General features: G+C 29.1%; 17 protein-coding genes. 7 read left to right on the top strand and 10 right to left on the bottom strand.

Annotated elements, in window-relative coordinates:
- Positions 1-1029, top strand: a complete 1029-nt coding sequence (locus C4S76_RS07325; RefSeq protein WP_105193891.1) for an FAD:protein FMN transferase — start codon at positions 1-3, stop codon at positions 1027-1029.
- Here C4S76_RS07325 and C4S76_RS07320 read toward each other — a convergent pair.
- Together C4S76_RS07320 and C4S76_RS07315 are read right to left on the bottom strand one after the other, a co-directional pair.
- On the bottom strand, positions 1026-2162 hold the full coding sequence (locus C4S76_RS07320; protein WP_105193819.1) for a glycosyltransferase family 4 protein: 1137 nt from the start codon (positions 2160-2162) through the stop codon (positions 1026-1028). The two genes, C4S76_RS07325 and C4S76_RS07320, sit on opposite strands and share 4 nt — an antisense overlap.
- Positions 2163-2266: 104 nt before the next feature.
- Entirely contained in the window at positions 2267-3124 is an 858-nt protein-coding gene (locus tag C4S76_RS07315) for an aldo/keto reductase (RefSeq protein WP_105193818.1), read from the bottom strand.
- A 109-nt stretch (positions 3125-3233) separates the two neighbouring features.
- Here C4S76_RS07315 and araJ point away from each other — a divergent pair, with 109 nt between their 5' ends.
- A complete protein-coding gene (araJ, locus tag C4S76_RS07310) occupies positions 3234-4388 on the top strand; it encodes an MFS transporter AraJ (RefSeq protein ID WP_105193817.1) in 1155 nt (384 codons plus the stop codon).
- Between the two features lie 143 nt (positions 4389-4531).
- On the opposite strand, the gene C4S76_RS07305 is transcribed toward araJ, so the two are convergent.
- Positions 4532-6016: an aminotransferase-like domain-containing protein gene (locus tag C4S76_RS07305; RefSeq protein ID WP_105193816.1), complete on the bottom strand. Its 1485-nt coding sequence runs from the start codon at positions 6014-6016 to the stop codon at positions 4532-4534.
- A gap of 63 nt (positions 6017-6079) precedes the next feature.
- Here C4S76_RS07305 and C4S76_RS07300 point away from each other — a divergent pair, with 63 nt between their 5' ends.
- Positions 6080-7906: a TonB-dependent receptor plug domain-containing protein gene (locus tag C4S76_RS07300; RefSeq protein WP_105193815.1), complete on the top strand. Its 1827-nt coding sequence runs from the start codon at positions 6080-6082 to the stop codon at positions 7904-7906.
- Between the two features lie 22 nt (positions 7907-7928).
- Here C4S76_RS07300 and C4S76_RS07295 read toward each other — a convergent pair whose 3' ends face one another.
- On the bottom strand, positions 7929-8453 hold the full coding sequence (locus C4S76_RS07295) for a GNAT family N-acetyltransferase (protein ID WP_105193814.1): 525 nt from the start codon (positions 8451-8453) through the stop codon (positions 7929-7931).
- Positions 8454-8662: 209 nt separating this feature from the next.
- On the opposite strand from C4S76_RS07295, the gene C4S76_RS07290 reads away from it, so the two are divergent.
- Positions 8663-11005: a DUF5686 family protein gene (locus tag C4S76_RS07290; RefSeq protein ID WP_105193813.1), complete on the top strand. Its 2343-nt coding sequence runs from the start codon at positions 8663-8665 to the stop codon at positions 11003-11005.
- A 72-nt stretch (positions 11006-11077) separates the two neighbouring features.
- On the opposite strand, the gene C4S76_RS07285 is transcribed toward C4S76_RS07290, so the two are convergent.
- The 5 genes from C4S76_RS07285 to C4S76_RS07265 all read right to left on the bottom strand — a co-directional run bounded on the left by C4S76_RS07285 (position 11078) and on the right by C4S76_RS07265 (position 17778).
- Positions 11078-11365 (bottom strand): chaperone modulator CbpM, encoded by a 288-nt coding sequence (locus C4S76_RS07285; RefSeq protein ID WP_105193812.1) that lies wholly within the window; start codon positions 11363-11365, stop codon positions 11078-11080.
- 10 nt (positions 11366-11375) lie between these two features.
- Positions 11376-12296, bottom strand: a complete 921-nt coding sequence (locus C4S76_RS07280; protein WP_105193811.1) for a DnaJ C-terminal domain-containing protein — start codon at positions 12294-12296, stop codon at positions 11376-11378.
- A 345-nt stretch (positions 12297-12641) separates the two neighbouring features.
- Positions 12642-14237: an aldehyde dehydrogenase family protein gene (locus tag C4S76_RS07275; protein WP_105193810.1), complete on the bottom strand. Its 1596-nt coding sequence runs from the start codon at positions 14235-14237 to the stop codon at positions 12642-12644.
- 185 nt (positions 14238-14422) lie between these two features.
- Positions 14423-16096: an amino acid permease gene (locus C4S76_RS07270; RefSeq protein WP_105193809.1), complete on the bottom strand. Its 1674-nt coding sequence runs from the start codon at positions 16094-16096 to the stop codon at positions 14423-14425.
- A gap of 17 nt (positions 16097-16113) precedes the next feature.
- Positions 16114-17778 (bottom strand): amino acid permease, encoded by a 1665-nt coding sequence (locus C4S76_RS07265; RefSeq protein WP_105193808.1) that lies wholly within the window; start codon positions 17776-17778, stop codon positions 16114-16116.
- 222 nt (positions 17779-18000) lie between these two features.
- Here C4S76_RS07265 and C4S76_RS07260 point away from each other — a divergent pair, with 222 nt between their 5' ends.
- Genes C4S76_RS07260 through C4S76_RS07250 form a run of 3 tightly spaced genes read left to right on the top strand, consistent with a single transcriptional unit; the run spans position 18001 to position 22593 of the window.
- On the top strand, positions 18001-20331 hold the full coding sequence (locus C4S76_RS07260; RefSeq protein WP_105193807.1) for a TonB-dependent receptor: 2331 nt from the start codon (positions 18001-18003) through the stop codon (positions 20329-20331).
- Positions 20332-20359: 28 nt separating this feature from the next.
- A complete protein-coding gene (locus C4S76_RS07255) occupies positions 20360-21436 on the top strand; it encodes an alpha/beta hydrolase (protein ID WP_105193806.1) in 1077 nt (358 codons plus the stop codon).
- Between the two features lie 23 nt (positions 21437-21459).
- On the top strand, positions 21460-22593 hold the full coding sequence (locus C4S76_RS07250) for a PepSY-associated TM helix domain-containing protein (protein ID WP_105193805.1): 1134 nt from the start codon (positions 21460-21462) through the stop codon (positions 22591-22593).
- A 56-nt stretch (positions 22594-22649) separates the two neighbouring features.
- On the opposite strand, the gene C4S76_RS07245 is transcribed toward C4S76_RS07250, so the two are convergent.
- The gene (locus C4S76_RS07245; RefSeq protein WP_105193804.1) at positions 22650-23201 is read right to left on the bottom strand and encodes a DUF4136 domain-containing protein; all 552 of its coding nucleotides are present in this window, start codon (positions 23199-23201) and stop codon (positions 22650-22652) included.
- Positions 23202-23334 lie beyond the last annotated feature (133 nt).

The following is a 23334-nucleotide window of genomic DNA, read 5'->3' as shown; positions in this document are numbered from 1 at the left end:
ATGAATTCTCAGATATTAAAAATTTTTTATGGATTGGTTGCTTTATTTTTTATATCAATTAATGCACAAGTACAAAGAAACCGCACCACTACACTTATGGGATGCAGATTTGATTTTACTATAATTGCAGAGGATTCTTTAACAGCTGAAAAACATATAGATAGCGTCATAAATGAAATACTTCGTATAGAAAATTTAATTTCTGATTGGAAACCAGACTCTCAAATATCGAAAGTAAATCAAAATGCGGGTATATGCCCGGTAAAAGTAGATCCGGATGTTTGGCAACTTACTCGTAGAGCCATGTATATTTCAAAAATTACAGATGGAGCCTTTGATATAAGTTTTGCTGCAATTGATAAAATTTGGAAGTTTGATGGTTCTATGGTACAAATTCCTTCTTCGGAACAAATTAAAGAATCAATAAAAAATATTGGGTATAAAAATATTATTTTAGATAGCCTGAATTCTACAATTTTTTTAAAAAATCCCGGTATGAAAATAGGATTTGGTTCCATAGGCAAAGGTTATGCTGCAGATAAGGCTAAAGAATTAATGTTAAATAAAAATGTTAAAGCAGGAATTATTAATGCTTCTGGTGATATAAGTGCTTGGGGAAAACAAATTAATGGTAAAGAATGGAAGATAGGAATAGTAAATCCTTTTAATCCTGCTGACATTATGGGAGCATTTACAATTCATGATAAAAGCGTGACAACTTCAGGCTCTTATGAAAAATATGCTGAAATTAAAGGTGAAAAATATTCTCATATAATTAATCCCCAAACAGGATATCCTGTTAGAGGAATTGAGAGTGTAACCGTTATTGGTCCTAATGCAGAAATGGCTAATGGATTCAGTACTTCTCTTATGGTATTAGGTGAAAAAAAAGGATTCAAACTAATAGATCGTTTTCCGGAATATAGCTGTTTGATTATTACAACTGATGGCAATATAAGGAAATCTAAAAATTTTAATGTTGAATTAGAAATTTATGAAAAACAACTATCCTCTAAATCTAAATTTTAAGAAGAAATTAAACGTTCGAATAAATCTATCCATTTTTGCATAATATTATCTAGTGAATAGCGCAATATATTTAAAGAAGCAGTCTTTCCCATTTGTTTTCTTAATTTTTCATTTTCAATTAAAAAAGATAGTTTTTGTATGAAAATTTTCTTATTGTTTAAAGGTACCAGTAATCCATCTACTCCATTTTTGATAATCTCTGCCGGGCTAGATTTGCAGTCATATGAAACAGGAGGTACTCCATGAGCCATAGCTTCAGTTAATGTTAAACAAAATCCTTCATATTTAGATGTCATGGCATAAATAGAACTTTCTAATAAAACAGAACTCACATCAGAAGTAGCAGAATTTATTTCAATTGATGAGTTCAAGTTTAATTTTGAAATCAGTTTTTTTAGTTTTTTTTCTTGTTCTCCATTTCCATAAATAGATAATTTCCAATCAGGGTATTTTTGAGATATTATTTTCCATATTTTAATAAGATGATGGAACTGTTTTTGTTGATTTAACCTGCCTAAAGAAATTACTTTTTTATTTTCAAGGCATGCATAGTGTTGGGGTATTATAGTTATAGGATTTTCAATTACTTCTATGTTTAAAAGATTTTGTCCCCAAGATTTTTGATCCTCATGAGTTAATACAATAAAACGGTCAAAATGTTTACAAATATTGTAATCATTTAAACGATACAAGTATGTTATTATCCTACCTAAATAGTATTTATCCAGTTTAGAATAATATTGAGCTCGTTTATATTTAGCGAAATGACGTTCAATTATTTTTTTGCTTCCATCATTTAATTCATATATATATTTTGAATATTTACAAAAAGTAGAAATTGCAATATCCGGTTTTATTTTATGAAATAAAACAGAAATAGTTTGAAGGAATACCTTCTTATTCCTGCGAAAGTGGAATTTCTTTTTTAATCCTTTTTCTTTTTCAAAATCCAGATTTAAATAATGGAATTTTATACGTGAATCGAAGTTGAAAAAAGGAGTTTTAGGAGCAGGATATATTACAACAATATGTATTTCATAACCTTTATTAACTAAATAATTAGCTTTAGTGGAAATAATTCGTTCAATCCCCCCAGAGTTATGAATGTTACCAATACAATAGATTATTTTCATTAAAAGTAGCAGTTAGTTTTTTTAGAATAAAAAATACCCAAACACTATAACAAGAGTTGTTTAATATATTTACATTAGAATGATGAAAAACTTTTATTGATTTTTTATTTGATCCCTTTTTTAGCAAAATACTCTAAAAAATGATCTGGATGAGCACCAGTTCTATCATTATTATCTAAAGAATCTATTTTTTTCATATCATCTTCAGATAAATGGAAATCAAATACGTCTGCATTAGAAATAATTCTTTCTTTCTTAGTACTTTTAGGAATAGTAACTACTCCTTTTTGCAAATCCCAACGTATAATAATTTGAGCAATATTTTTATTATATTTTTCAGCCAATTTTTTCAATACCGGATTATCAAACAAAGCTCCACGTTTTAAAGGAGACCATGCTTCATACTGAATATTTTTTTGTTTACAAAAGTCCAGTAAATCCTGTTGTACAAGATTAGGATGAAATTCCATTTGATTTACCATAGGCACTGTTCCTCCAAGGTTTAAAATACCTTGAATATGATGTTGTAAAGAATTACATAAACCAATAGCTCGTATTCTTCCGGCTTTGTATAATTCTTCCATGGCTTTCCATGCTTCCAGATAAAAATCAGGATGTGGCCAATGAATCAAATATAAATCCAAATAATCTAGTCCCAACTTTTTCATTGATTCATCAAAAGCTTTAAACGTATCTTCATACTTTTGTTGGTTAAACCAAACCTTAGTGGTTACAAAAATTTCTTCACGAGGAACATTTGTTGTTTTAATCGCTTTTCCTACGCCTTCTTCATTATAATAATAGGCTGCGGTGTCTATATGCCTGTAACCTGCATCTAAAGCATAATGGATAGCATCAACCACTTCTTTTCCCCCTTCTGCCTTATATACTCCTAATCCAAGATAAGGCATCTTTACCCCATTTAATAAAGTAGTAGTTCCAGAAAGATCTGTAATATTCATTATTTCTTTTTTTTATTGGTTTCAAATGTACAATAAAAAATTTTTTATAGAGAAATTTGAGCTAAAAATTTATTTACCATAATTTTGTATGTTTCAATAATATAGATTTATGAAAAAATCAATCATAGCTTTAGCCTTAGGTACTTTAGGGCTAGGAATGTCTGAATTTGGAATGATGGGAATATTACCAGATATAGCACGTGATTTATCTATAAGCATCCCTAAAGCTGGTCATTTTATCTCAGCATATGCATTGGGAGTAGCGGTAGGAGCCCCTTTACTGGTATTGATTTCAGGAAAGCTCCCTTTAAAAAGGATTTTATTAATGCTAATGCTTATCTATATTGTTGGCAATTTATCTTTTTCATTGTGCTCTTATTATGAACTAAACCTTGTATTCAGGTTTATTTCAGGGCTTCCTCATGGGGCTTATTTTGGTGTAGGTTCTATTGTTGCCAATAAACTTGCACAAAAGGGAAAAGGAACTTCTGCCGTTGCAGGAATGATTTCAGGAATGACCATTGCAAATCTTTTAGGGGTTCCTCTTGGTACTTTTATTAGTAATCAGTATTCATGGTCAATTACTTACTTTGTAATTGCACTCCTTGGTATATTAATTTTCTTGTCAATAAAAAAATTTGTGCCAGAGCTTAAACCTTTGCCTTATACAGGATTTAAAAATCAATTTCATTTCCTAAGAAATATAAATCCTTGGCTTATCATATTTACAACGATATTAGGAAATGGAGGTATTTTTTGCTGGTATAGCTATATAAATCCCATTATGACTAAATCGGTAGGCTTTTCAGAAGAAGCTATGACAGGAGTTATGATGTTTGCAGGGTTAGGTATGGTACTTGGAAATATAATAAGCGGGGAATTATCAGATAAATATACTCCTCAGAAAGTGGCCACAGTTACTCAAGGATTAGCAATGGTTACCTTGTTATCTTTCTTTTTTTTAGTTCATTCCCGGTCTGCTTCCTTACTCCTTATGTTTATCTGTACCGGCTGTTTGTTTGCAGTATCGGCCCCTCAGCAGATCCTCTTATTAAAAAATTCAAAAGGAGGAGAGATGTTAGGGGCTGCATTGGCACAAGTAGCTTTTAATATAGGTAATGCTTTGGGAGCTCTTTTAGGAGGAATTCCTATTAGTAAAAATTACCCTTATGAATATTGTGCATTACCTGGTGTAGTTTTAACTCTTATAGGATTTCTAATTTTTTTATATTACACGATATGTAGATCAAAACTTAAATTCTAACTATTGACAAATTTTTTTAGCTTTTGGTTTATTTCCTTTCTTTTTTCTGAGTTAAAAAAAATGATTTTTAGTAAAATATATACACATTTAATTAAATTTTAGTTTGAGTATAATAAAGAATACATAATTTATATATAAATGAATTATTCTAACATTAAACTCATTTTAATTGACCTTACAATCTCTTCCAATTCTTCTACGTTAAAACTTCCGAATCCCATTCGAATGGCAGAAATATCTTGAGTTTGATAAAGTAAAGATTTAGGGATAAAAACACCTTGTTTTTTACAGTTTTCTCTTAATCTCAACAAATTGATAGAAGATTCCCATTCTGTCCATATAGCTAATCCACCCGAAGGAAGCCTAAAATTTACATGTTCTGCTAAATGATTTTGTAACAAAACAGCCAAATAATCTCTCCTTTCTTTATAAGTAGCAGAGGTTTTTTTTAAATGTCGGTGTATTTCACCTTCTTCTATAAGCTCACCCAAAGCATACTCCATAAAAATGTCGCCTTGTCGGTCAAGTATTCCTAAAAACTTTTGTATTTCCAAAATCAAATTTTCAGGAGCAACAACAAATCCAGTTCGAAAACCAGAGGTCAAAGATCTTCCGAAAGAACCTATATAAACCACCATTCCTTTTGAATCAGAGCTAGCAAGCGGTAAAACTTGGCTATTACCATAATGGAAATCATAATCATAATCGTCTTCCAGTATAATAAAACCGTATTTTTGAGAAAGTTCAAGTAATTCAAGCCTTCTTTGAGCACTAAGTGTTACCGTAGTGGGGTAGTGGTGGTGGGAAGTTATATATAACATACGGATTTTTGTTTTTTCACATAGTTTTTTTATTTCTAATGTATCTATACCATCCTTATCTACAGGAACTGTATAAAGATGAGCCCCGGATTTTTGAAAAATCATATTGGGAATAAAGTAGCTGAGTTTTCCTACGATAACTTTATCTCCGGGAGATATTAATAATTGAGAAGTAATATAAATACTCATTTCCATACTTCGAGTACTTATAAGGTTTTTAGGAGAAATATGAAGCCCTCGAGTAAGATTTAGAAAATTGGAAAGCTTTTCTTTAAAAAAATATTTGCTCTTATGTAAAGGATATTCTAAATTTTTTTGATTTTTTTTTCTTTTTAAACTTGATGAATATAGTTGAGATAATTGAAGGGTATTAAGCAGTCGTATGTCAGGAATTCCATCATTTAAACATATTGAAGTAGAAAAAATTTCAAATGGATTATCTAAGATTTGAGATTGTTTAAAGGTAAATCCTGTTTTAGAAGGATAGCTATAAGAATAGTTTTTATATAAAGTTTGTATTTTTTCAATCTTTTTCTCAGGCTTGTTTACAATAAATGTTCCTTTGTTAGGGAGTATTTCAATCCAGCCCATAGCTTCTAATTCATCATATACTTTTATCATTGTATTGCGGTTAACCTTAAGTATTTTGCTTAATATACGGGTTCCGGGTATTTTAGTACCGGGAAAAAGAAATCCTCTTTGAATTGCATTAATTATTTGTATTACAATTTGCAGGTATACAGATTGGGGAGATTTTCTGTCAATTATTATAAAATTACTGAAAGGTATGGTAGCCGGTCTATTCATAATTATAAAACTGGTATATATAGATCCTCCGGCAAGGTAATAAATTTGTGAAAAATAAAAGCAATGATTAAAAAAGAGAGAATAATAAAAAAATATTTGTTTTTGTTATTAGTTTTTTATTCTGAAATTTTTTACGCACAGGAAGGTAAGGAATTAGAACATGTAATTATTGAAGGGAAAACAAATTCTCTTCCATTTTCCCAAACCTCCCAAAATATACAGATAATAACCCGTAAGCAAATTGAGGAAATTCCTGCTGCCTCTATTGAGGAATTACTTTCATATTTTTCTGGAATAGATGTGCGCCAAAGAGGTGCGCATGGTGTACAGGCAGATATTAGTATACGGGGAGGTTCTTTTGAACAAGTTTTAGTGTTAGTAAACGGAGTACACATGAATGATAGCCAAACAGGACATAATACTCTTAATATTCCTTTTGATATGGCAACTATAGAACGTATTGAGGTAATAAAAGGTCCGGCTGCTCGTCGTTTCGGGCAAAATGCCTATGCCGGAGCTATTAATATAGTAACTCGTCCGTCAGGAAAAAATGATATAACAGTTACAGGTTCGGGTGGAGATTTTGGTACCTATTCATTAAGTTCAGCACTAAATTTATCAGGAAAAAAGTTATCTCAATTTTTTCAGGTTGAAACTTCACAATCTGATGGATATCGCTTTAATACTGATTATCTTATAAAAAATGTATGGTATCAAAATAAATATAAATTAAATAAAGGAGAAATACAATTTCAGACAGGAATTATTGAAAAAAAATTTGGAGCTAATGGGTTTTATTCTTCACCCAAGGCCCAAGATCAATATGAACAAATTCAGACATCACTGGTAAGTTTAGGCTGGAACCAATTTTTAGGTAATTTTAAAGTAAGTACCAATGCTTATTGGAGGAGGTCTCAAGATGAATATTTGTACAATCGTAATAATCCTATGGCATATAGGAATCTACATATTGGGAATAATATAGGAATAGAAGTAGTGGGGACATATTTATCTACCTTAGGTACTACCGGTATAGGAGGAGATTTTCGTAAAGAATTTTTAAGTTCTAATAATTTAGGGAAAAGGGAAAGAGAAGTAAGTTATATTTTTTTAGATCATCATTTTTTATTTTTGAACAATCATTTAGATATTACTCCAGGTATTAGTTTTGCTCATTATTCAGATATGGGAAATTATTGGTATCCCGGAATAGATATAGGGTACAGAATTGATGAAAAAAATAAGATATTTGCTAATTTTGGAAAAACCTATAGAATTCCTTCATATTCAGATTTATATTACTCTGATCCGGTTAACGATGGTAATTCAGAATTAAAACCCGAAAATGCTTTGTCTTATGAATTAGGGTATAGATTATCTAGTAAAACGCTAAGAGGGTCTATAAGTTTTTTCAGAAGGGAATCTAAAGATTTAATAGATTGGACCAAAGATAAAGAAAATGATAAATGGAAGCCGATTAATATAGCTAAAGTTAATACAAATGGAGTGGAAGTAGATTTTACACAACATTTTCTTACCGCATTTATAAAGTCCTATTCTATCGGATATACCTATTTAGATAATGAACTCAAAAATATAAAAGCCCATTTTTCCAAATATTCACTCGATAATTTACGTCATCAGTTAGTAATAAAAATAGAACATAAATTGATGAAAAATTTTAGTAATCAAATTGTCTATCGTTATAATGATAGGGTTTCATTAGAAGTTTATCATTTATTGGATGATAAACTAATGTATCAATTAAATAAAATTACAGCTTTTGTTCTGGTAAATAATATTTTAAATACGCAATATACAGAAACAAACTTAGTACCTATGCAAGGTAGGTGGATACTGATGGGAATAAGTTTTAAAAATATATTTTAACATATAGAATTCAACCAAATATTCACAAAGATTTTAAATTTAGTTTCATCATTATATCTGTTTGTTTTTCTTCACCTAATAAAAAAATATGTTTATCAAACTCAGCAAAACCGTTTTTTTTATAAAAATTTATAGCATTTAGGTTGTCTTCCCATACACCAAGCCACAAAAATTCAGCATTTTCTCTTTTACCAAGTTTTATGGCCAAATCTATTAATGACTGGCCTATTTTATTTTTCTGAAATTTTTTTAAAACATATATACGTTCAATTTCTACAGAGTTTTTATATTTTAATTCAGTTTGGGAATTTTCAAAATTTATTTTAAGATAGCCTGCAATAGTACCATTTATAATAGCAAAGTAAAATTTTGAATTTCCAAGTATTTCATCTGTTAATTTAGATATACTAAAGTTTTTATCTAAATATTTTTGCATGTTATCTTCACTGTTTTTTTGAGAAAATGTCTCATAGAAAGTTTGTTTAGATATTTTTTGCAATTCATAAAGATCATTTGCAGAAATTTTTTGGATTATAAAGGACTTCATAAAACTTACATAAATACTTTTGATATTTTATAGCTACTTGTAAATATATGAAATGATAAAATATATCATGGTAATATATGTAATAATCTTCCAATTTTGATATTGTTTAAATTTAATTTATAGTATATAAATAATGTTATAAAATATATCTAGGTGTTATAATTTTATAAAAAAAATAACGTTATATATTGAAGGTCCATATTATTAATATGAAATATATACTTTTTAGTGTTTTTTTTGTTTTCTCCTTTTTTTGTTTTTCGCAAATTACTATTAATGTAATAGATTTTGATACTAATTTACCTATATCTGGAGCAAAGATATATTTACACACGAATAATTTATTATTAGGAATATCCGATGCTAAAGGAACTATATTACTCGAAACCGAAAAAATGGAAAATGAAACTGTTTTTGTAGAAGCAGCAAAGTATATGCCTAAATATGAGATTATAAATGAAGATTATTATACTATTTATTTAGAATCTAAGGAACAGTATAAAAAAAAATCCTCTGATGCAGAAAGTATAATTTTTCAAATGATAAAAAAAGAAAAAATTAATAATCCACATGCTTTAGAAAATTATCAATATACTTCATATACCAAATTTGAAATAGATGCAGATAGTTCATCTTTTCATTATATTGAAACACCTAAAAAAAAGAGGGAAATAATTAATAATCAGATAAAAACAATTTTACCCTATTCTATGTTTTTTATAGCCGAAAGAGCTATGATTCATAAATATGATAAAAAATTAGGAGAGAAAAATATTATAGAAGCCAATAATGTGTCTGGATTAAAAAAACCGATTTATGAAGCATTAGCAAAAGCCTTAATGATGAATGAATTACCCGATTTTTTAGAAGAAAAAAATCTTAAATTTTACAGGTTTAAAAAAGTAGATAGTTTAGAAATAAATCATAGGAAAACGTATAAAGTAGTTTTTTATCTTAAAAAACAATATAATTCTATAGCAGCATCTAACGGAACTTTATTTGTAGATGCAGAAAGTTATGCTTTGGTGCGTTACATAGGAACTATAAAAGATAACTTAACGTATTTTTATAAAATAGAAAGAGAACCACACTATGGAATCTGGTTTACACGTAGTGAATACACTAAAATATTTTTTCCCATAACCCGTATATTAAATAAAAATAATCCCGGAGCTCATTCTTGGGCAACAATAAGCACTGTATATTCAAAATTTAAGACCATGGTATCATTTACAAAAAAAGAATTTTTCGGTTACAATTATGAAACAGAAAAAGATTTTTGGGACAATGATAAAAAAATATCTCTTTATAGGAATCCTATTTTAACAAGACGTGAGTTAAATACATACCCGACAATAGACAGTTTATCACAAAAATATAAATTAATAAAAAAAATACAATTTTTTTCTCCTATACTTAATGGAGAGGTAAAAGTAGGGAAAATTAATTTTGATTTGTTCAATAGTGTACGTTTTAACGATTTTGAAGGATTAAGGTTTCAATTTGGAGGAAGAACTAATTATGATTTCAGCAAAGATTTTTCAGTAAGAAGTTTTGCTGCCTGGGCAACAAAAGACCAACAAATGAAATTTGGAGGAGGAATAGATTTTTTTGTAAATAAAATTAATAATGGGAAACTTTGTTTATTTGCAGAATCAGATGTTAATGCTGCAGGAAAAAATCGTTTTAGGGAGTATGGTGCTATTGAAAATATAAGAGATCAAACTAATAATTTATCCAATAATATTTACTATAGACATGAAAAAGGGACTTTGGAATACCAACAGGATTTTTTTGATATTTTTACAGCAGCCATAGTTACTGACTATCAAAAACAAAAACCAGTTTTTAATTATTCGTACAAAGGGAATCCTACTTATACAAAATACGATCAGTTTGCGACCTCATTAAGAATTAAGTTTACTCCATTTGTAAAATATATGAAAACCCCTATAGATAAAATTGCTATTGAAGATAATTTGCCATACTTTTTCTTTAATTATACTAGAAGTTGGAATGCATTTTCTTCAGATTTTGAATATAATAAAATTGATTTAACTTCTTTTTTAAAATGGGAAAATTCACTAGGAAATACTAAAATTACAGCAAACGCAGGATATATTTCAGGTAAAACTACTTTATTAAATCTGTATGAAGGTTTTGGAGTAGTAAAAAATGGCTCCACTGTATGGGGGCGGTTTGAATTAAAAGGATATAACACTTTTGAAACAATACATCCAGGAAGCTTTTTTGCCAGCCAATATACTGCTTTTTTCCTTTCACATACTTTTAAAGATTTAAGAGTATTTGGACATAAATATTTGTATATAACTATAGTTTATAATGGAATGATAGGAAATTTAGAACACCGGGAATTACATTCAGAACATAAATTTTCAGTACCGGAAAAATATTATCAGGAAGTCGGAATTGAATTTAATAAGCTGATTAGTATTTTTGGAATTGGAGCATATTACAGATTAGGCACATATCATACAGGAAATTTTGATAATAATCTGTACTTAAAACTAACTTATACTCTATTTAAATAATTTATAATGTTGAAGTATAAAAGTATATGTTTTCAAATATCCATTTTAAAAAATAAAAATATACTTTAAATTTTATTCATAAAAATTAATTCTGTTTTGAAGATCTGTTAATTCTTTTTGCAAAACTTTGATTCGACTGATTAAATTATGTATAGCATCTATCCCTGCCATGTTAATATCCAAATCATAAAACATACGACTATAAGATTCTAATTGAGGAATTTCCTCAATAGGAATATAACTTTCTTCCTTTTCTTTTACAATAGTAAGCAGCCCCATTTCTGACAATTCTTCTAAAAAATTCGGTTCTACTTCATAATACGTACAATATTCTTTTATAGTAATTACATTGTTTGCCATGATAGTTTTTTTAAGATTCAGCTAATTGTTTGAATAATTCTTTTTGTTTATCCGATAAATGGGTAGGAATTTTAACTTGATATGTTACTATTAAATCTCCAAATTCACCGTCTTTTTTGTAAATAGGAAATCCTTTTCCTTTTAGGCGCACTTTAGCACCATTTTGAGTTCCGGGAGTTATTTTTAATTTTACCTTACCATCTAAGGTGTTAATAGTAGTTTCTCCACCTAATACAGCTGTATAGAGATCTAAAGATATTATTGTGGTTAAATCATTGTTTAATCTTTTGAAATTAGGATCTTCACTAATTACAAAAGTAATATATAAATCGCCATTAGGACCTCCATTTACACCTGGTCCCCCTTGTTTACTTAATTTAATTTGTTGCCCGTTTGCAATACCTGCCGGAATAGTAATACGAATTTGTTTTCCATTTACATTCAGAGTTTGTTTATGAGTTGAAGCAGCATCACGTAAAGAAAGATGTAGCTCGGTAGTATAGTCCTGACCTTTATATTGGGAACTTCTTCGGTTGCCTCCTCTTTTTCTTCCCTGGCTGCCGAATAATTCACTGAAGAAATCAGAAAAATCTTCTGTACCAAAACCCTGAGAAAATCCTTCGAAAGGATGTCCTGAGTTATCGTAATAATATTGACCTCCACCGGCATTTCCTTGTTGTTGACGTGCTTGTTCAAATTGTTCAGCATGTTTCCAGTTTTCGCCATATTGGTCATATTTCTTTCTTTTATCGGGATCACTCAGAACCTCATTCGCTTCATTAATCTGTTGAAATTTCATATTAGCTTCCTTATCATTGGGATTAAGGTCAGGATGATATTTTCGTGCCAGTTTCCTAAAGGCTTTTTTAATTTCATCCTGAGAAGCAGTTTTATCTAATCCTAATACTTTATAATAGTCGATAAATGCCATATATTAATTAATTCTTTTAATTGGGTTACGATATTTTTAGTATATCAATTTTAATGCAAAATATGAAAAAATTATCATTTTGTCATATAAAACTTGATATAATAAAAGTAAAAAATATATAAAAGAAGAGCAACTTAATTATATGAAAAAAGTTCTTATTTTTACTAGATAAGATACCATATAATTTTTATAAACCTTTTCAATCAACAAGTTTATTTGTACAAAATAATTTGTGTTATTTCTGTTGTATAGATTTAAGGATAAGAATTATAATAAATGAAAAAAAATAAAGGAGTAGCAAAAACTACTCCCATTAGATAAAGTTGAATTTAAAAATGAATGATTTTACTTAAGAATCGAGCTGATTAACTTATCATTAAAATCATTATCTTTTGTAGCTATTACAGAATCTATCGAAAGAGCATATAGTGCTTCTGTAATGGAAAGTGTACCTTTTGCTGAATTTTTACGTCCATTGAAAGGGAACACATCAGGTCCTCTTTGACATTGAGAATTAATATTGATTCTACCAACTTGGCAACGTAAAGATTTAATGAAGTTTGATATGTTTTCTGTATTGTTTGAGAAAATAGAAACTTGTTGTCCTGTATTAGATTTAATTATATAATCTATGGGTTCCTCAGGATAGTAATAAGGAACAATGGGCAAAATAGGACCAAATTGTTCCTTATTATATAATAAATTCATTTTTTCATTAACCGGATATATAATTGCCGGGTTAACTAATGAATAGTTAATTATTCCTCCTCCGGATTCTTTATTAATAATCTCCCCTCCATTAGCAATTGCCTCATCAATGCATTTTTGTATATATTCAGGTTTTTCAGGTTCAGCTACCGGGGTTATAAAAACATTGTTATCCCAAGGCATCCCTACAGAAAGTTTTGATATTTCTTCACAAAGTTTTTTGTTGAAGTTATCAGCGATAGAACTATGTACAAAAATAATCTTTAAAGCTGTACAACGTTGTCCATTAAAAGAAAAAGCCCCTTGTATAACTTCATTTACAGCCCAATCAATATTTGCAGTTTCATCAATAATTCCTGCATTTTTTGCATCTAATCCTAATACAGCATGTAAACTATTAGCAAATGGAGATTCTTTAATCATACCATTTGCAACTTTACTAGAGCCTATAAATGCTAATACATCAATTTTTCCTGATTGCATTAAAACAGGAGTGACATCTCGTCCTCTACCATATAAAGTATTGATTACACCTTGAGGAAAACATTCTTTGAAAGCATCCAATAAATAACTAAACAATAAAATTCCTTGTCTTGGTGGTTTAAATAATATCGTATTGCCCATTAATAATGCCGGTATTAAAGTAGCAAAAGTTTCATTTAAAGGATAGTTATAAGGTCCCATACATAGTACCACTCCATAAGGTAATTTTTTTACCTGAGCCAATACTCCGCTTACAGTTTTTATTTGAGAGGATTCTTTATCAATTTTTTTTAGAGCAATAATGGTATCTTTTATATACTCTACAGTGCGATCGAATTCTTTTTCCGCATCTTTTACACTTTTGCAAATTTCCCAAATAATCATTTTTACAATAGGCTCACGTTGGCTTTCCATTTTATGAATGAAATTTTCCATTGCCATTATTCGATCATTTACAGACATGGAAGGCCATTCACCTTTTCCTCCGTTAAATGCTTTTGTTGCAGCATCTAAAGCCCTGATTGATTCCTTATTGGTAGCAATTGGATAGCTGCCTATTTTAAATTTTTCTAAAGAATTAGAAGATTCGGACTGTATATAAATCGGTGAAAAAACATCTTGAAAAGGTCCTTTCCATTCAATAAACTCACCATTTATTAATATTTTTGTTTGATTTACGGTTTTATCTAATCGAAATTTTTCAGGTATTTCATTTATCTTCGGAAATAATGAAGTGTTATTTGAAGTCATTTTTTATATGTATCTTTATTTAAATGGTTTATATTTAAAATTATTAGTTTGTACAAATATAACAATAGTTTCGTTTTATTTGTGTATAATATTATTATTTATAAATAAAAAATACTTTTAATTAATAAGGAAAGAAAACGAAAGTTTTTTAGTGAAAATATTGATTTATTAGTTAATTTATGTTATTAGTGTGTTTTGATTTGGTTTTTAGGGTTTAATTTACTTTTATTGTATCCATAAATAAAATATATTATTAATCCCATAAGTAGCCAAATAATAAACATGATCCAATTTGACCATCCCAGTTCAGTCATTAGATATAAATTAAATAAAATACCAAGAATGGGAATTAATGAAAATTTATACTTTAAAGAAGCAATAGATAATCCAAACCACACTAATGCAAATATGAATAATAAAGGTTTTTCATATATTATTTTCATATATTCAGTTTGGGTAATAAAAAGAGTTATACAAATAATAAAACAAATTCCGGTTATATATTGGCTGTTAATATAAGGTATTTTAAATCTAGCTTTATTTGTTTCTCCTTTGTTTTCCAGGTATAATGTACCGGAACAAACCAAAATAAAAGCAAAAAAAGTTCCCACACTCGTGAGATCTACTACAAATTGCATATCTAAAAACATAGAAGGAATTCCGACCAAAATTCCCGTAAGAATTGTAGCAAACCCCGGAGTTTTATATTTTTTATTAATAGAACTAAATTTATTACCCAATAGTCCATCTCTACTCATAGACATCCATATTCTGGGTTGTCCAATTTGGTATACCAATAGTGTACTGGTTATCGAAATTACTGCACTTATAGAAATAATACCGGCAATAAAGTCCATTCCTACTTTTCCAAATACATAAGCCAAAGGATCATCTACTCTCAATTCTTTATAATTAACCATTCCTGTTAAAACTAGAGAAAGTATAACATATAAAAGAGCACAGATAATAAGGCAAAATATCATAGCTTTGGGCAAATCTCTTTGAGGATTTTTGGCTTCTTCTGCAGTTGTGGAAATAGAATCAAAGCCGATAAAAGCAAAAAATACGGCAGCAACTCCCCCCATTACACCACCTAAACCATTTGGTAAAAAAGGAGACCAATTTTCTGGTTTAATAAAAAATGATCCGGCTATAATAACAAGAATGATAACTCCTAATTTTAATATTACCAACCAGTTTCCTAAGTTTTTAGATTCTTTGATTCCAATATAAACAATAAAAGTGATAAACAAGGTAATAAGTCCGGCAGGTAAATCAAATAATATTTTTATTCCCCCGATTTGAGGGGCATTACTATAAGTGTATGCAGCTTTAGCTACGGTATCGGGAATTGAATTTTTAAATGTACCTGATTGTATTTGATTATATGCTTCTTTTGCAGAACTATAATCAATTCCCAGCCAATCAGGCCAATGAATACCAAATCCGGAAAGCATAGTAGTAAAATATTCAGACCAAGCTATTGCTACTACCATATTAGATACCGCATATTCTAAAAGAAGAGCCCAGCCTATTACCCAGGCAAATATTTCACCAAGAGATATGTAAGTGTAAGTGTACGCACTTCCACTTATAGGGATCATTGAAGCAAATTGTGCATAACACAAGGCTGTAAAGATACAGGCAGTAGCTACAAGTATAAATAAAAGAGAAACGGCAGGGCCTCCTTCATATGCAGCACGGCCAATAGTACTGAATATTCCGGCACCCACTATTGCAGCTACACCTAAAAATGTAAGGTCTCTTATCCCTAAAACTTTATGTAATTGAGAATTTTTTGAATTTTCAGTTTCTATGTCAGATAATTTTTTACGCCTGAATAATGATTGTAAATTCATTGAAATTAAGGATATAATTATTTTTTAGCAGTTTGTATTAGTCTTGATAATTTGCTGTTTTTTCTTCCATATAAAAAATAAATACTAAGACCTAAGAAAAGCCAGATAACAAACATTCCCCAATTTGACCATTCAAGTTCAGTCATTAAGTATAAATTGAATAAAATGCCTAAAATAGGTATTAATGAGAATTTATATTTTAAAGAAGCAATAGATAAGCCCAACCATACAATCCAAAATATAGATAATAAAGGTTTTTCTTTTATAATTTTATGAAAATCAGTTTGAGTCAAAAATAAAGTAAAGCCAATACAAAAAAATAAAAGAATTAAAATTTTGCCGTTAATATAAGGTAATTTAAATTTTGCTTGTTTTGAAAGCTTCTTATGATCTAAATATAAAACTCCGGAACAAACTAAGATAAAAGCAAAAAAAGTACCTACACTTGTCAGGTCTACTACAATTTGCATATCCAGAAACATAGCTGGAATACCAACGAAAAAACCCGCAATAATAGTTGCAAAACCGGGAGTGTGATATTTTTTATGGATTTTTCCAAAAGGTTTCCAGAGTAAACCATCACGACTCATTGTCATCCATATTCTGGGTTGTCCAATTTGATAAACCAGAATAGCCCCTGTCATGGCAATAACAGCACTTACGGAGATAATTCCGGCAATAAAATTCATTCCGATCTTTCCAAAAACATAAGCTAAAGGGTCATCTACCCTTAGTTCTTTATAATTAACCATTCCTGTCAAAACTAAAGCTATACCTGCATATAAAACGGTACATATAATAATGCAGTAAAGCATGGCTCTGGGTAAATCTTTTTGAGGATTTTTGGCTTCTTCAGCTGTCGTGGAGATGGAATCAAAACCAATAAATGAAAAAAACACAGCAGCTACTCCTCCCATAACTCCTCCCAATCCATTAGGTAAAAATGGGGACCAATTTTCGGGTTTTATATAAAAAACACCGATGAGAATAATTCCGATAATAACTGTTAGTTTTATCCAAACTAAAATATTGCTTATTCGTGTAGATTCTTTTATACCCACGTAAGCAAGTGCAGTAACTAAGAGAGTTATTAAACCAGCAGGAAGATTAAAAATAATTTTTATTCCTGAAATTTCAGGTGCTGACTGATATATTTGCGAAAGTTTTAGATCATTAGCAGAAACGGTTAATGGATGTGTCTGACTTTCAATGAATGCTCTGTGAGCATTCCAATAATCTATTGATAACCAATCAGGCCAATGAATGCCAAAACCCTGTAACATCGATATAAAATAACCAGACCAAGAAATAGCGATAACTATATTAGATACAGCATACTCTAAGATTAAAGCCCAACCAATGGTCCAGGCAAAAATTTCACCTAATGAAACATAAGCGTATGTATAAGCACTACCGCTTACTGGGATCATTGAAGCAAATTGGGCATAGCATAATGCGGTAAAAATGCAGGCAACTGCCACAAGAATAAATAATAAAGAAATAGCAGGCCCTCCTTCATAAGAAGCTCTACCAATAGTACTAAAAATACCGGCACCTATAATAGCAGCAATTCCAAAAAAAGTTAAATCCTTAACAGATAATACCTTATTTAGCTGAGAATTTTGAGTAATATCTTGTAAATCAGAAATGTTTTTTTTTCGAAAAAGAGAGTTAAAATTCATTCCGGGTTTTTTATATTTTATATGTAAGTATATAATATCGAATGCAAAAGTAAAAATATCTTTTCATTACTTCATTAAAATCTTATGTTGTTTTAGATTTTTATTTTTACTTTCATTAATATGATATTAATCATGTTTGGTGATAAATTTATCTCATATTTATTTATAATTATTCTAAATAAATTTATAAGTTTGTTATTAACAAATTAAAAGAGATATTTTATGAAAGTTTTTTTATGCCTCATTTGTTCATTTTTATTTTTATGGGTAAACTGCCAGGAATTGGCATCAATAGAAGGTCGGGTTTTAACATCTAATAATCTGCCTGTGCAAGGAAGTGAGATAAAGCTCGAAGGAGATGTTACTATTATTGTTTATAGTAATAAAGAAGGTGAATTTAAAATAGCTAATTTAAATTTAGGAGAATATAATATAAAAGTTTCATATAAAGATAAAATAATATATGATGGGAAAATTAAATTAGAAAATGCTAAAGTTTATAATTTAATTTATACGGAAGAAAAATCTACGGTAAAGGAGATTGAAGAAGTTATAGTTGAAGGGGATAAGATTAAAAGCAATAGTGAATATGTAGCAAAAATGCCCTTAAAAAATATAGAAAATCCTCAAGTTTATACAGTTATTTCTAAAGAAATTATGAGCAATCAAATTGTAACTACTTCAGAAGAAGCATTAAAAAATGTTCCGGGAGGAAGTAATGCAGTACAAGGACCAGGATCAGGAGGAGTTGGGCTTTATCTTATGATGAGAGGATTCAGTACTGATATAGGACTACGAAACGGACTTTCTACAAATTCAGCTACTCTAACGGATATGGTAAATGTTGAAAGATTAGAAGTAGTCAAAGGTCCTTCAGGCACTTTATTCGGTTCCGTGATCTCTTATGGGGGAATGATAAATAAAATAACAAAGAAACCCTATCAAAATTTTGGTGGGAGTATAGATTATACCACCGGTTCATGGGGATTATCCCGTTTTACTGCTGATGTTAATACTCCTGTAAAAGATTCCACAGTTTTATTTAGAATTAATGCCGTATATCATACAGAAGATTTTTTTCAGGATTATTCAGGGAGGAAAACCTGGAGTATAGACCCTAGTTTTACCTATAAAGTAGATGACCGCTTAACTTTTAATTTGGATTTTGAACTTTATCATACTTCAGGGAATACAAATTTTTACACAAAAGGGAGCGGGGTAACAGTAAATACATTTAAAGATTTACCTTATAATCCAAAAAAATCATTATCTAATAAGAATTTAGTTAGCGAAGCAGATATTTTTAATGCCTTTATAGAGGCTAAATATAAGATTTCAGATTCTTGGACCTCTCAAAGTTTATTTTCTTTCTCCAAATCTGAAAATAAAGCCAATTATTTATTCCTTACTTTCACAGATAATGAGAATGTACAAAGACGGATTATGAAAGTTCCCAGTACATTTACCCGATATAATGTACAACAGAATGTACTTGGAAAATTTAATTTTGGTGAAGTGAAGAATGAATTCCTTTCAGGAATTGACTACTTATATTATACAACAGAAGATAAAAGGGCGCAGGTAATTTATGATATAATAAATGTAAATCAGCCCGATTTGTCCCTTTCAGTTGATAAATACAATTCATTAATTGGAGCGGTTAATCCATTTGCAGAATATTTTAGAAAACATAATATTTTAGGTGTTTATGTTTCTGATGTAGTAAAAATACAAGATAGATTAAATTTTTTGTTATCATTAAGAATGGATTATTATAAAGCAAAAGGAGGGGATTATTTAGATATGAAATCATATAATTATGACGATGATCAGACCTCTTGGTCACCTAAATTTGGTATTGTATATGAGATACTTAAAGATAAAGTTTCTTTATTTGGAAATTATATGGACGGATTTACTAATGTCGTTGATACAGGTTCACCTGTAGGGCAGAAAAAAAGTTATAAACCAGAGCATGCTAATCAGTGGGAAGGAGGAATAAAATTAGATATTTTTGAACATCGAATAGTTTCCACATTAAGTTATTACCACATAAAGGTTAAAAATTCTCTAAGAACTGTTTCAGATGGAATAGATACTTATACAGTACAGGACGGAACAAGAAAAAGCAAAGGTGTAGATATAGAAGTTAAAGCAATACCATTAGAAGGATGGAATTTAATTGTAGGATATGGTTATAATGATAGTCGATATGTAAAGGCTGATGCATCAGTAGAAGGTAAACATCCATATAATACCCCATACAATTCATTTAATTTTTGGACAGATTATACATTAACAAAAACAAAACTCAAAGGTCTTGGAATAGGAATAGGAGGGAACTCAATAGGCAAAAGTTATTGGGATGATGCCAATACATTCGTTATTTCCGGATATACAACACTTGATGCAAGTATTTTTTATACTAATTCAAAATATAAAATTTCATTAAAGATGAATAATCTGACCAATCAAACTTATTGGACAAGCAATTATTGGGGGCAACCACAGAAACCCAGACAATTTTTAGCTTCATTGATTTATAAACTATAATGAAATACAGTATAAAATTAGCTAACTAATGAAAAAAATTGCATTAATTTTTAATATTATTTTTTTTTCTATAATATATGCTCAAGAAGAAATAAAGATTGGGGAAAAATATTCTTTTTATTCTCAAATATTAAAAGAAAACAGGGAGTATTGGGTATATCTCCCCCCAGAATATGAGGCTCAAAAAGAAAAATATCCGGTAATATATTTATTAGATGGAGAATCAAATTTTTATTCTTTGGTAGCAATTCAAAAAGCTTTTACTAAAGGAATGTATAATTACATGCCGGAATCTGTTATTGTAGGAATTATAAATACGGATAGAACAAGAGATCTTACTCCGACTCAATCTTCACTAAAAAGAGATGGAAAAATATTTTTTGAAAATAGCGGTGGAGCAGAGAATTTTTATAATTTTTTAATTGAAGAATTGAAACAGAATATAGAGAAAACCTACCGTACCAATGGATATAATATTATAGTAGGACATTCATTCGGAGGATTGTTTGTGTTGAATACATTTGTCCATCATTCAAGTTCATTTAAATCATACGTAGCAATAGATCCCAGCATATGGTGGGATAATAAAAAAATATATAAAGATGCCAAGGAGCTATTAGAAAAAAAAAACTTAATAGGATTTAATTTATTTATAGCAATGGCTAAAAAAGAAACTAAGGCCAATGATGAACATTCTGATGCTATAAGGCTTTTTTGTACAGATCTATTAGATACATCTACACGAAATAATTTACGAAGTAAATGGAAATATTATCCTGAAGAAGATCATGGGACTGTAAATATTCCAGGAATGTATGATGCATTCAAATTTATTTTTAAAGGGATAACCTTACCTGTAAAAAAAATACCACAAGACCCTAATCTTATTGAAGAATATTATAAACAGTTATCAGAACAGTTAAATTTTGAATTTCTTCCTTCTGAAACTTTAATAAATAATCTTGCAGAATATTCTCTTTCGATAGGAGAAATGGAAGCAGCCTCTAAAATTATTGATTACAATCTTAAAAATTATCCTGGGAATATTGCTACAGATAAAATTCGTGCTAAAATAGAGCAAAGCCAAAAAGAAAATTCTCAATAAAAGACATAAAAGATATTTTATAATTGAAGAAAATTGCTAAAAATAAAAAAACAATATTTAAGAAAACTATTTCCTGGTTACACTTATGGCCTGGAATTATATCAGCAATTATTCTCTTTTTTGTATGTATTACAGGTACAGTAGTAGTTATATCCGATGAAGTAATTGATTTTAATGCTCGTCACTATTTATATGTAAAAAATCTAAAAGAAAAAAAAATACCTATTGAAAAACTTTTACAAAAGGCACAAATAGAATTTCCAGATTATAAGTTATCTTATTTTATTACCTACAGAGATAAAAAAAGATCTGTTAAAGTTTTACTTTTTAATCCTAAAGAAGGGCTGATTAATGTTTTTATGGATCCATATACAGGAAAAGTTATCGGTAAAGATAATACCATAATGTTTTTTTTCGTTACTGCACATTTACACGCATCATTATTATTAGGGAAAACAGGAGAATGGATTGTAGATATAGCAAGTATTATTTTTCTTTTAGAATTAATAACAGGACTTATACTTTGGTGGCCTAAAAAATGGACGAAGGCTAATTGTGATAAAAATTTTAAAATAAAATGGAAAGCAAAATGGAGAAGATTAAATTTAGACCTGCACAATGTATTAGGGTTTTACACTATTATCTTTTCAATTATTCTTGTCATAACAGGCTTAATTATAGCATTTAAACCACTTTCAAATGTAACTGTAAAGCTATTTGGAGGAGATCCCACAAATGAGTGGATGACTACTCTTCCCAAATCGGATTTCACTAAAAAATTTATAGGTTTCAATAAAATTATAGATAAAATATTTATTTCTGATCCTACGATTGAAGCTATACAGGGACAGGTTTATAATTTTGATTCTATAGGTTATTTTATGCTTACATCAGCTAAAAACATATATTTAAAAACAACTTCAAACTCTAAGACGAGAATTTATAATAAATATACTGACAAAGAAATATTAATTCCCAAGCCTATACAAAAACAAATACAAGTGGAAAATTTAAATATGATGTTACATATGGGAACTTGGATGGGAAAAATAGGGAAAATTTTAACATTTATAGTAGGAATCATTGGTTCTAGTTTACCTTTAACAGGTTTTTTAATATGGTATGGGAAAAAATTTAAGAAACGGAAATTTAAATAAAACAAAAGATGAAATAAAAAATCTCAAAATTTATATTTTGAGATTTTTTTATTTGTTTAATAATAGGATTTATTTTTTTCTTTAGGTGGATAATAAGTAAATATTTTTTGCATAGCTTTTCCTATTTCTTCTTCCTTGTTAGCTACATTGCTAACATTAAGCCCATCAGCAATACCTTCCCAAACTAAGACATTTTTTTTAGTGTCTACTAAATGTACAGTCAGTTTACCTTCACGGGTTTCATATACAGTGCTAGAACCGTTCCATCCATAACCCCATCCGTATCCCCATCCCCAGGGGGCCCCCCAATAAGGGTCATTATCAATATTAACCACTTTTTTAGAAGATGCTAAAACATTTACAGTTAAATCACCCCTTTCAGCTTCAGTAAGTCCTTTACTTTTAAGTTGACCGACAATTGCCCTTACAATTCTATTTTTATCCAAATCATTTAGTTTTAACGAGTCTATACCATTTTGATAAATACTGAAAGTTTTATATTGAGAAAAATCTACAGATTTATCATAATCATAAGAAGTAGTGATAGAGCAGTTGGTATATACTAAGAATATACCCAATAAGGTAAAGAGTTTAAAATTAAACTTCATATTTAAATATTTTTAAATTTGATTAATATAATTAGGCAAATATCGAATATTATACCAAAAGTTATATAAAGATCAAAAAATATTAAAACGATAAAATATAAATATAAGCAGGATAAAAATACTGTGTAGAAAA

This window comes from Apibacter adventoris (assembly GCF_002964965.1).
GTDB classification, from domain to species: Bacteria; Bacteroidota; Bacteroidia; order Flavobacteriales; family Weeksellaceae; genus Apibacter; species Apibacter adventoris.
This window is presented reverse-complemented; position numbering and strand designations above follow the sequence as displayed.